The following is a 12,719-nucleotide window of genomic DNA, read 5'->3' as shown; positions in this document are numbered from 1 at the left end:
CGTCTTTCCTAGTTTCAAGAATTAAAAAACCGTTTATGCCTGTTTTATGGGGCAAAACGGTTTTTATTTATCTGATTTAATTACAATTTTTTTGATCTCATCATACTTATTTCAAAGATCTATATCGCTTCCTGATTTTTCTCTTTTTCTTTCTATTTCTTCTCCAGTAATGTTATTTATAAATATTTCTTCTCTTACTAAACTTAAAATTTTAATAAATTGTCATTCAGTAAGGTGGTTATTTATTCTGTGTTTAAAATAATATTCATTTGTTTTATGAATAAATAATTTTAAAACGACTAATGAAGCAAAACACAAAAGTGTGTGAGCTACAATGTGACTATCTAAATAAACATAAGTTGGTCTTATTGCTAAATAACTTTTTAAACTTCTAAAATTTGATTCAATTTGTCATTGTTTAGAATATAAATGAATTATTTGAGATTCACTTAAATTTAATAAATTAGTTTCATATACATAAACACCATCGAATTCTTCGTCTCTTTGAATTTTCTTGTAATCCAATTCAAATTTTAATTTTGATATCTCAGTAAAGTATTTGCATTTTTTAGTACCAAGCATTTTTGAAGAATCTACAGTTCCATCTTTATTTTGTTTCTTTTTAAAATTATTAATTAAATTTTGTCTATCTTCTCTATCTTTTAAAGCTCTTGATTTACTTATAGTTACAATTCTTCTTCTGACATTTTCTGTAACCCTTTTGTTTTTAAAAGTGGAAAAGAAATCGGTGGATTTGTATTTTAAATTATCATTTACATAAACATAATCTTTATCATTCAAAACATATTCTTTGAATTCTTTAGAACTTGCTTTTGCTTTGTAAGAAATGATGAAACCATAACCTTTTTGCTCTAAAAATCTGATATTTCCGGACGTACTCATTCCACGATCTGCGATTACAGTTATGTTTTTAATTTTATACATTTGCTCAAGTTCAAGCAAGAATTCAATCATAGTTTTTGAATCTGGAGTGTTACCACTAAAAACTTTGATATGGAAAGGAATTCCATTTCCATCGCATGCTAAGGCAATTACAATTTGATCTTCTTTAAACTTTCCATCTTTTGAATAACCGGTTTGTCTATAACCTGTTCTTTGAAAAGATTCAAAATAAACAGTTGATGAGTCAAAATAAATCTCACTTAAATTTCTGTTTGTTTCTTTCAATACCATTTGATGTAGTGCGTTTACAAGATTTGCTTGATTGTTTTCAACAATGTCAAGAAGTCTATAAAAACTATTTTTTGATGCTGAAATATCACTATTAAATTCACCTTGATCACTAAAAGAAGAAAAAATACTTGAAGGATTATAAATCCTTTTTGCAACTAAAAAATTGAAAATTTTCTTCATATCTTTATGTCTTGTTTTCTCAAAAGACTCAAAAATGTTGTGTTTATTAAGCAAGTCTTCGATTAATTCATGTCCGACATTTTTATTTACTCTTACAAGTTCATCACTTTCCAAAGCTTCTAATAACGCAGACTGAACTCTTTCTTTTTTATCAAGCGAAGAAAAAGATTTTAGTTTTTCTTTTAGAATTTCTACCGCATTTTCTTTTTTCTCAAGTAATTTTTCTAAATTTCCAAGACTGAATCATCTTGTTGGTGCTTTTCCAAAACCCGTTGTTCATCCAACATATTTATAAATTACACCTTTTTTGTTTCCTGAAACATTAAATAATATTAAATTTTTCTTTTCCATCCTTATATTATACCACAAAATGCAATTAAGTGCAATTATTTTTTTTATTTTTTTAAATAAAAATTACTATATATATAAATATATATAGTAAAAATTTATAAATTCCGATTTTATTCTAATTTCTTAGGGCAAACTGGGAAAGACGGGTTAGGAATTTAATCTTCATTTTTGTAAGTTATTTATGATTTTTTTAATTATTCTTCATCAAATACTATTTTTAATTGATTTAAAATTTGCCCTCAATTCGGGGTAATTGTTTTTGACTTTTCTAGCTGATTTTGAATTGCAAAATAAACTATTTTCATAAGCGAATCTTCGGTAGGGAAGGAAGTTTTATTTTTAGAAATTTTTCTAATATTTCTATTAAGATTTTCAATTACATTTGTTGTATAAATTAGTTTTCTAATTTCTTTTGGAAAATTGAAAAAAGTAGAAAGTTCATCGAAATTATTTCTCCAACTTTTTATAGTATAATGATATTTACTATCTCATTTGTCTTCAAATATTTGAAGAAATCGAGAAGCTTCATCAATATTATTAGATTGATAAATATTTTTCATATCTGAAGTAAATTCTTTAATGTCTTTATAGTTGACAAATTTAACAGAATTTCTAATTTGATGAACTATGCATTTTTGAATTTGAGTTTTAGGAAAAACTGCTTTTATAGCATTTGAAATCCCTGTTAAATTATCACTGGAAATTAAATAAATTTCTTCAACTCCCCGTAATTTTATGTCATTTAATACTTGCATTCAGTATTTTGCGCTTTCTGATTCTCCTATTCAGAACCCTAAAACATCTTTGTATTCATCCAGAGAATAACCCATAACAATATACACAAATTTTCAACTAATCTATTATCTTATTTAACTTTAAAACGTATTCCATCAATAAAAACCATACCATAAGTTTTATCTAATGGTCCATTTTGTCACTCTATAATTTGTGACATTATTTTATCGGTTACTCTACTAATAAAACTTGGTTCTACTTCGATTCCGTATAATTCATTCAAGGTTTTTGAGATATCTCTAGTGGAAATTCCTTTAGCATATAAATTAATTATTTGCTGTTATTTAAATAAAATTAGCGGAATTATTAAATATATTAAAAATTTAAATTAGTTAAAAAGAAATAAAAAATAAAAACTGCTTTTAAAAGCAGTTTTTTGTTTAAAGGAATTCATACCTCTAAACTTCTCACACCTGGTGAGTTAGGCCATATACAAATATATTCTACCATATTTTTCTAGAAATTTAGAATTTTTTCTAATTGTTCTATAAAAAAATAATTTAAACTATATTTTCTGTTTTTTAAAAAAATATCAAATCTATAAGGGAAATAATTAAAATTATTAACTTTTTTTAAATAATTTATTTTATTATAAAAGACAATTTTATTGATTTCTTTTATATTTAAAAAACATTCTTTTTCTATATATTTCAAATAAAAATATTGTAAATTTCCTTGATGAGCAATGTGGTTTCTTAATTTTCTTGTAAAATATAAAAAATTACTAATTTCATCAAAACCTAATTTACTTGGAAAAATAGAATCAAATAGTTTATTATCTTTACTAATTCCAAACAAAAAAAATAATAAATTATTTAATAATCCAAATTCAAACTTTTCTATATCCTTCCAAATAAAATTAAATTTTAAAAATTTTTTTTCAATGCTGGAAATTAAAAAATTATATTCTTCTATTCTTTTTTTTCTTTGATTTAAAAATTTTGTAATTTTTCTTTGTTCATTATCATCATTCAAATTAAAATCCTTGAACAATAAAGATAAATTTTTTATTTCTTTTACTAAAGTTTTTTTATTTTTTTTAACAGAATAAAAAAACTTTTCATTATTATATTTAAATATTATTTTCTTACTATGAAATTTGTTATTTTCAAATCTGTATTCAAATTCTGTTTTTGGAGCATTTTCTTTTAAAAAATCAAATCAATTACTATTATAATTATTATTTGAATTTAAATGTATATTTTTAGCAATATAATAAGCAATTTGTGTCTTCATTTTAGCTTCTATTTCTAAAATTTTATAAAATAGTTTAATTGCTAGATTTTTATGATTTTCATTTATTTTTTTTAATAATTTGAATGAATAATCATTATAATATAAGTGTTTTAATCTATTTTCATCAATAAATAAATCCTTTAAAGTAAAAATATTTTCTTTTTTATAATTATTTCATTTTTCCTTAATTTTGGTTAAATCAAAATTTTCAATTTTCCTTGCAAATGCTATTTTATAAGGAGTAATAAATTGAATATAATTATTACTCTTTAAATAATCTGTTGCTTCATTTTCATCTTCTATTTTCATTTTCTTATCATTTTTTAATTTTGCAACTTGTTCTTCAAAAGTTAAAAATTTTTTTATGTTGTTTTTCATACTATTCAATTATATATTTTTTAATTTTTATGATTAAAAAATTGTATAAATTATTAATCAAAATAGAATGCTGAAACAAGTTTTTGTCAAAAAAAGTAATGCTAAAATAAAATAAAGTAATTAATTGATTAAAAATGGTTGTTGCTTTTGCTGATGCAAAAGGTCAAAAATTAATTTTTGGTATTAATGATAATGAGCAATTTAAATTAATCCACTTTGATATATGTAAAATTCTTCGAATTTAACGACTTTTTGCCAAATCCTTGCTTTTTTTGTAGAATTAAAGTTAGGAAAAAAAGAAAGAGAATTTAGAGAATAAAGTGCGACAATTTATTTTGCATTACCTAAAAGAAAGTATAGAAAAAAGAGCAAATATATTAAATGATTTTAACAAATACTTTACAAAAAAAGGTGATGAAAATGAATAATATAACACAATTAAATAAAAAGAATTTAGGTCAAGTTTTTACTCCAGAATTTATTGTTAAAAAAATGATTAAATTAATATCTATACAAAATCCAAAACGTATTTTAGAACCTTCATCTGGAACAGGTAATTTTTATTATAAATTAAAGGAAAAATACAGCGATTCGGAAATTATTGCAATTGAAAAAGATAGTACTATAAGCCATAAAGAAGCCATCATCGATTCATATTTTAACACTAACTTTAAAAGCGATGTTATAATAGGGAATCCCTCTTATGTAGACTTTAAAAACATTCAAGAAAATTTGCATTCAAACTTTCTAAATCATAAACCTAAATTATTTTATTTTTTTCTTGAAAAAGCTTTATTTGATTTAGAAGAAAATGGAGAATTAATTTGAATTATATCAAGTAAAATCTTTTCCAATAGCAGTGCTAAAAAATTAATAAAACATATATATGATAATTTTTCCATAACATACTGAAAACCAATTTCTGAAAACGTATGAGAAAACGCATCAGTGCCTACTTCTATAGTAAAAATAGTTAAAACTAAAAATCATCCTAAAAAGTTAGAATATTTTTATAATAATGGAAAAATTATATTTGGTAAACCTTTAGAATTAAATAATAAAATAGTAGTAAAAGTAGGTGGTGCTTCTGGTTTTAATAGCAAAATTAAAGCAGGACTTACAGAATTTATAAATTCATAAACCGAAAGAACATTAAAAACAACAAAAATATCTTACGAGCCTGAAAAGTGGATAAGACCAACTCCTAAAAGTCCACATAATTTTTCTTTTCAAATTTTTGTTAATTGTTTAACAAGAAAAGAAAAACCTTTTTATATTTTAGAAAATACGCAAGAGAACAAATTTATACATTATGATGCATCAGTTCTTTCGATTTACACTTTTTTGTTCTCTTGATGAAACTATGGAGATTCTTGAAAAACTTAATAATTTTGATTGAGAAAAAGCAGGAATTAAAAAAGATGGTAGATTTCATTTCTCTCAATCATTGTTAAGTTCTATTATATTCAGTAATAAATAATAATAAAATGGTATAAAGAAAAAAGAAAAACAATAAAATTAATCAAAAAATAGGTGATTTTTAACTTTTTTACTATTTGTTGGGAAACTTGATAAAGTATAATTATAAAAACAATTTTGTGTTACAATTATATTATCATTAGTAGAGCTGCTGTTGGCAGTTTCCATTGTTCCGGCACTGGAAATAAGAAAAACTCACATTTAGTGAGTTTTTTGAATGCTTTGATTTCATTATTTTTTAAAAGTAAAGTTTCTTGCTGCATAATAAACAGCTTCTGCAATTGTTGGGTGTGTATATGATTTAGTTTGTAAGTCAGTAAATGTTCAATCGTTTTGTATGGCATGAGCTATTTCATTAATTAAAATGTGTGCCCCTTCTAAAAACATAAAACTTCCTAAAATTTTATTTGTTTTTTTATCAATTAAAAATTTAACAAAACCGTGTTTTTTATCTAAACCATCAGCATGTACTCTTGGTAATGCAGCAGCAGGTAATACTAATGATGCATAATCTACATTAGAATTAATTAGTTGTTGTTCGCTTGAACCAACTCCTGCAAATTCAGGATTTAAATAAACAGATCAAGGAATAAATTTAGGATTTACTACCTCGTTGTGTTTTTTATTTAATAATTCTTTTGCAACAATATCTCCTGTTTTATAAGCAGTTGTTGAAAGAAGTAAAATACCTGTTACATCTCCAATTGCATAAACATTTTTTACACTTGTTTCCATTTTGTCATTTACTTTAACAAAACCAGTAGGAGTTAATTCAAGATTAAGTTTACTAAATGATTCTGTGTTAGCAACTCTACCAACTGCCATTAATACTAAATCATCGGAAAATTCCTGTATTTTTGAATCAATTTCTACTAATAAAGTTTTATCTTTTACTTCTAAAAGTTTGACATTTTCATAAATTTTAACACCTTTTTCTAGTAAGTAATTTTTAACATTTTTTTGTAATTCAATGTCAAAATTACCCATAAAACTTCTTGCTTCTAAAATAGTAATTTTAACTCCAAGAGTTGAATAGAAATAAGCAAATTCTAAAGAAATTGGACCTGAACCAACTATTGTCATTGATTCTGGTAATTTTTCCAATGTTAGTGCTTTATCTGAATCAATTAAAAATCCTTCTTGGTAACCTTGTTCAAAACCTTTAAGGTTTAATTTTCTACTAGAAGAACCGGTAGCTAAAACTAATTTATCAAATTCAATAGTTTCGTTAGTTAGTTTTATAGTTTTATTACTTAAAACTTCACCATATTCTTTAAAAATGGTTACATTGCTAGAAACTAATAATTTTTCAATGTTAGTGTTTAGTAATTCTTTATTATCTTTTCTTCTTTTTTGAATTTCATTTAAATGAAAGTGTTTTCCATTTAAATGAATACCAAATTCTTTAGCTTTTTTGACAGTTTCATAAACTTTTGCAGATTTAATTAAAGTTTTAGTAGAAATACATCCTCTATTAACGCAAGTTCCACCTAAGTCGCTTTTTTCAATTAAAGCGACATTTTTTCCATTTGTAGCTAAAATGTTAGCAAGGCTATATCCGCCTGGACCACCACCTAAAACTACTACATCAAATTTTTTCATTTTTTCTCCTTTTTTATAAATATATTTTATAGTTTTATTATATAGCAGCTTTATTTAAAAAACTTAGAAAATAATAAAACAAATGAAAAAATTGCATTTTTTCGCATTTTTTTCATTCAGAAAAACAAATTTTTATTCTTCATAAAAGATTTTATTGTACATATCTTGATTTTCCCTTTCGGAAAAATGCAAGTATTTAAAAGTGGTTGTAATTTTAATATGGCCCATTAACATTTGTACCATTTTAGGATTTGCATCATTTTTTAAAAGGAAACTAGCAAAAGACCTTCTTAAACTATGGGGTGAATAAATTTTTCCCAAAATTTTTTTAATTTGCTTAGCCACTGTATTTGGCTTGGCATTTTTATATTTATCTCAATTTTCAAACATTATTTTTAATGTTTCGTATTTATAAAACAATTGTCTTTCACGATTTCCTTTTCCTATAGTATATAGTCTGCCATCTCTAATATCTAAATGTTTTAATTCTCCAATTCTTATTCCGGTTTCAAATAAAAACCGGATTATTGTTTTATAAAAAATTTCTGTTTTGCGTTTAGTTTTAATTGTTGTTTTTTCATAAAGTTCTTCTTTTGTTATTATCGCTCTAAAGTAGAGCGGGATGGGTTTGAGTTTGATTTTGCTTAATTTTTCTAATTTTTCTTCATCCTTTGTATACTTTAAAAAACTATGATAAATATCTTTTAAAGTATGCTGGTATCCACCACCTTTTTTATCATCAATAATAATTTCAATTACTTTTTTAAATTCTTTATTATCAACATCTAAAACATCTCCTAGTATATATTCGTATTGTCTAATTGTATTTTTAGACAAATTAATTTCTGTACAATATTCTAAAAAATCTCTAACTTTCATCTTTCTCCTTATTTATAAAATTTAAAAATACACAAACAAATTTAATTTCATTTTATTTTTGACTTAAAAACTTAACAAAAAATATATAAGTTATAAAATTCAATTTTATTAAATAAAAATTAAATTCTCAAATAGTTCTTTTTTAAATCCGTAATTTTGCACTATTAATGATATATAATTTTTGTTTTCACATTTTTATAAACATTTGTAGAAAAAGTGTTATAATAATATTGTAAACATAGTTCATTACACTTAATTATCTAAATTTAGATAATGAAAACCCCATTGCGCTACAATGAGGTTTTTTTATTATTTTTTGAGGTAATGAACTTTAACAAATTTATAATTTTAGAATTTGATAATAAATACTAAAATTATAATTAAAATTAAGGTTATCATTTTCTCTATGAATAATATAAAACATAGTTCACCACCCCTTTCTGTGACAAAAAACTTAGTCACATTTTAATATTACCACAGAATTTATTTTGTTACGAAAATACGGAAAAAATTGGGATTTTTGGTTTATTTTTCCTAAAATTTTTGTGTCATTTTAAGATTAAAACTTTTAACAATCAATGAAAGAATGATAAAATTTTTTACATCGTTAAAAACCAACTTTTGAATTTTATTAATAATTTATTTATAAACAAAAATTATGATTAATATATAATTAATACTATGAAATTAATGCTATATAACTCAACTGGACCAAAAAAGGCAACTTATAAAAATATTGGATATTGACAAGTTAATGGAAAAACCAGAAAAAATGTTAAACTTTTAGGACTAGGAAACGTCATTCAATTAAAAAAGAAAAATGAAAATTTCGAAGCTATAATTAAAGAGGTTATCAAACAATACGATGAAAAAGTTAATTTAGTTTTTTTAAAATCAGAAATAGACAGAGCATTAGAAAACCGAGTTACGTATTGAGATATCTTATATTATGGTTTTGAATTTATAAAAGAATATATTGAAGATATAAAATTATTAAATCAAATTACTTTTGACCAAAATAAAGAAATGAAAGAAGTGGTTTCTTATCAAATAGCCAACAAAATAATAAATCCTAAAAGGATAATTGAAGAATTCTATATTAAAAACATAACAACTTTAAATTCAGATTATTCCAAAAGTAATTTCCATCAAGCTTTAAGTATTTTATTTAAAAATAAGTCTAAAATTTTAGATTTTATTTTCAAAAATAAAATCAACAAAGAAAACAACTTATTATTTTTTGATTCAAAAACTATTTATTTAGAAAATATCATAAAGGACAATTTACAAGACTTTAGTTTTTTTGAAGATTATGAATTTTATGATGATCAAGTTGTTTTATCTACGATTTACGATGATCAAGGAATACCTATTTTTTATAAAACATTTGCTAAAAATACAGAATATGTTGGAACCTTAATTCCATTATTTGAAGAATTAAAAGAAAGAATTTCTATCAATAAACTAACAATAATAATTAATAAAGAAATGAGTTCTGCTGAAAATATAAAATTTCTTGAATCTAACAATATAGATTTTATAATTCCATATAAAACAAAAACTGCTTCTAAAAATGAAAATAACAATATCAAAACCAATAATTCTTTTAAATCTAAAAAAATAAAAACGTTTTCTGTTTATAAAACTTCTTTATCAGAAGCAGAATTAGATTTCTATTGAAATCAAGAAAAAATCCAAGAAATATTCAAAACTTTAAAAAGCAATGATGAAACTAATTCAATGTTGGTGTATAATCAAAACCAGATTGAAGAAAGTGCGTTTTTTTCCTTTATTTCCCTTTATGTTTTCAAAAATTTATTAAGTGAAATAAAAGCTTATTATAAGGAATTAGGAAGTTCAGATAAAATTACTGACAAGTCATTAATAAATATTTTAAATAGTTTAGAATATATTGTAGAAAAAGATACAAACACAAAAGAAATTATTAGAAAATTTAAAAAAGAAGGAGAATTTTCTAATAATGCATGAAAAATTTTTGAAGAATTTGAAAACTATATAAAAACCAAAAAATCTAAAATCAATAAAAACTAGTTTAATTTATAATTTTTTAAAAAATCGTGACAAATTATTTCTGTTCTAATAAAAAATTTACAATTTACAAAACATTTGTAGAAAAAGTGTTATAATAATAATGAATAATGGATTCATCACATTTAATTATCTAGATTTAGATAATGAAAAACCCCATTGACGCATAATGAGGTTTTTTTATTATTTTTTTTGAGATGATGAACTTTAACAAATTTATAATTTTAGAATTTGATTATAAAAACTAAAATTATAACTAAAATTAGAGTTAACACCTTATCTATAAATAATGAAATAATGGATTCATCACCCCTTTCTGTGACAAAAAACTTAGTCACATTTTAATATTACCACAAAATTTATTTTGTTACGAAAATACGGAAAAAATTGGGATTTTTGGTTTGTTTTTCCTAAAATTTTTGTGTCATTTTAAGATTAACACATTTAAAAATTCTATGAAAAAATAATAGAGTTTTTCCTGAGTTTCCCAGTTGAAAGTCAAATATTAACCGATTTTGCCTTGTTTTAGGCATTTTCGGTGTTTTTATTTATATTTTTACTTGTTAACTTTTATATATTTTTTAAACTCTTCATAAATTTTTCAAGCGTAATTGGAAAATTCTCCTTCTTTTTTAGTTTTTAAGAGAATTTCGTCTGTATTAGAATCCTTTTCTACAATGTATTCTAAATTATTTAAAACGTTTATTAACGATTGATCTGTTATTTTTTCAATAACTCCATTTTCTTTGTAAAAATTTCTTATTTTATTAATTAAAGTTTTTAGAATATAAAGAGAAATAAAGGAAAAAAGCACATATCCTTCAATGTGTTCTTGAGTATAAACAAACATTGGTCTAATTTCTATATTATTTTTTAGTGTTCTGAAGTTTTCTTCAATTTTTCACTGATTTGAATAGAAATCTACTATTTTTAATGCTTCAGTTTCTACTAAAGAAGTCTCATAAACATATATTCCATCAAATTGTTCATCATATTGAATTTTTTCTTCATCTAAAACATATTTTGAAGCATTTAGTTGTTTAAAGTACTTAGTTTTTTTAGATCCTATCAACTTTTTTTCACTAACATAACCTTCTTTATTTTGATTTTTCAAAAAGTTATTAATATCATTTTTTCTGTTTAATCTGTCCATTTTTGCTCTTGTTTCGCTAACTGTTATTATTTGTTTTCTTTTGTAAGCGATATTTTCATAAACAGAAATCATTTCTCTTTCTTTATATTTGAAAGAATCACTGATTTTAATGTAATCACTTTGATTTAATAAATATTCTTTATATTTTTTTGAAGAAACTTTTGCTCTATAAGAAATAATAAAATCGATATTATTTGCTTCTAAAAATTTTATATTTTGAGCAGAACTCATCCCTCTATCTGCGACCACTATAATTTTATTAATAGTGAATTTTTCCTTTAATTCAGCAAAAAAGGGAATTAAAGTATTAACATCTGCTGTATTTCCAGGAAAAAGTTTATAAAAAATAGGAATTCCTTCATTATCACAAGCCATAGCTAAAACAATTTGATCTTCTTTAAATTTGCCATCTTTTGAATATCCAGGATGTTTCAAACCTTCTTTAGTAAAACTTTCAAAATAAACAGTTGTTGAATCAAAAAACATCAAATTATTTTCTTTATTTATTCTACTTTCAAAAATAAAATTTAAAATTTTAGACTTATTTTTAAGTAGAAGATCAAGCATTCTGTAAAAACTATTTTTTGAATAATCTACATCTAAAGTTGTAGTGTTTTTCTTATAAAACTGCTGAATTATACTTTTTGGATCTGCTATTTTATTTGCTATTTGAAAAGAAATAATTTCTTTCATTCCTTTATGTTTTCCAAAATCTATTTGATTTAGCAAGTTTATATCTTCGATATATTCCTTTATAAATTCAGAACCAGCATTTAAAACATCTCAATAAGTCGCTTGTTTTTGAAGTGCTTTTTCAATTTCAGTTTTCAAAAAAACTAAATCAACTTTATCATCATATTTTTTTATAATTCTTTTGATAATGCTTTCATAATTTTCATTCTTTTCTTTCAATAAATTGATATTTCCAAGTCCTAAAAGTTTTATGTTTCTTTTAATTTTTCCTTCGGTTTCTCAATAACCAATATTTTTATAGATTGCCTTTTTAGGTCCAGATGAGTTATATAACATTAATTTCATACCCCTAATTATACCATAATAACAATGATTAACAAAGAAAAAAAATAACTTTTTTTATTCCTTTAATACGTAGTATTAAAAATTGAAAAAAAGCAAAAAAATGTTCCCCAACTGGGAAACACAGGAAATTCTATGAAAAAATAATAGAGTTTTTTACATTAGTAAATGCCCTGGGACATTTTGATTAATAATTTGTAAAATTTACATAATCACCTTTAGAAAAAGTGTTATAATAATATTGTAAAGAGATTTCTCATTACACTATAGTTATATAATTTTACAGAATTTATAACTTAAGAATTTAATAATAAAAACTAAAATTATAACTAATAAACAGGGACATAAATTTGGGACACCAAATTTATGTTTTTATTTAAGGAGAAAA

General features: G+C 22.8%; 9 protein-coding genes. 2 read left to right on the top strand and 7 right to left on the bottom strand.

The features are described from left to right. Positions 1–63: 63 nt before the first annotated feature. The 4 genes from ACXX84_RS02180 to ACXX84_RS02165 form a co-directional block, all read right to left on the bottom strand. On the bottom strand, positions 64–1,725 hold the full coding sequence (locus ACXX84_RS02180) for an IS1634 family transposase (RefSeq protein ID WP_458572816.1): 1,662 nt from the start codon (positions 1,723–1,725) through the stop codon (positions 64–66). 194 nt (positions 1,726–1,919) lie between these two features. Further along, positions 1,920–2,555 carry an IS256 family transposase gene (locus ACXX84_RS02175; RefSeq protein ID WP_458572815.1) on the bottom strand — a complete coding sequence of 212 codons (636 nt, stop codon included), beginning with the start codon at positions 2,553–2,555 and terminating at the stop codon, positions 1,920–1,922. 35 nt (positions 2,556–2,590) lie between these two features. Continuing rightward, complete coding sequence (locus ACXX84_RS02170; protein ID WP_458572814.1) at positions 2,591–2,743, bottom strand: transposase; 153 nt, start codon at positions 2,741–2,743, stop codon at positions 2,591–2,593. Between the two features lie 233 nt (positions 2,744–2,976). Then, positions 2,977–4,134, bottom strand: a complete 1,158-nt coding sequence (locus ACXX84_RS02165) for a hypothetical protein (RefSeq protein WP_458572813.1) — start codon at positions 4,132–4,134, stop codon at positions 2,977–2,979. A gap of 420 nt (positions 4,135–4,554) precedes the next feature. Here ACXX84_RS02165 and ACXX84_RS02160 point away from each other — a divergent pair, with 420 nt between their 5' ends. Continuing rightward, entirely contained in the window at positions 4,555–5,274 is a 720-nt protein-coding gene (locus ACXX84_RS02160; RefSeq protein ID WP_458572812.1) for an N-6 DNA methylase, read from the top strand. A 570-nt stretch (positions 5,275–5,844) separates the two neighbouring features. On the opposite strand, the gene ACXX84_RS02155 is transcribed toward ACXX84_RS02160, so the two are convergent. Continuing rightward, a complete protein-coding gene (locus ACXX84_RS02155) occupies positions 5,845–7,215 on the bottom strand; it encodes a dihydrolipoyl dehydrogenase (protein WP_458572811.1) in 1,371 nt (456 codons plus the stop codon). A 132-nt stretch (positions 7,216–7,347) separates the two neighbouring features. Further along, positions 7,348–8,094 carry a tyrosine-type recombinase/integrase gene (locus tag ACXX84_RS02150; protein ID WP_458572810.1) on the bottom strand — a complete coding sequence of 249 codons (747 nt, stop codon included), beginning with the start codon at positions 8,092–8,094 and terminating at the stop codon, positions 7,348–7,350. 681 nt (positions 8,095–8,775) lie between these two features. Between ACXX84_RS02150 and ACXX84_RS02145 the strand changes: the two genes are divergently transcribed. Then, positions 8,776–10,146, top strand: a complete 1,371-nt coding sequence (locus tag ACXX84_RS02145) for an IS1634 family transposase (RefSeq protein WP_436358471.1) — start codon at positions 8,776–8,778, stop codon at positions 10,144–10,146. Between the two features lie 553 nt (positions 10,147–10,699). On the opposite strand, the gene ACXX84_RS02140 is transcribed toward ACXX84_RS02145, so the two are convergent. Next, positions 10,700–12,334, bottom strand: a complete 1,635-nt coding sequence (locus ACXX84_RS02140) for an IS1634 family transposase (RefSeq protein WP_458572809.1) — start codon at positions 12,332–12,334, stop codon at positions 10,700–10,702. Between the last annotated feature and the right edge of the window lie 385 nt (positions 12,335–12,719).

The sequence above is a fragment of the Mycoplasma sp. AC157 genome (genome assembly GCF_054343415.1).
The sequence above is the reverse complement of the archived record's forward strand: the minus strand, read 5'-3'. Positions and strand labels throughout refer to the sequence as shown.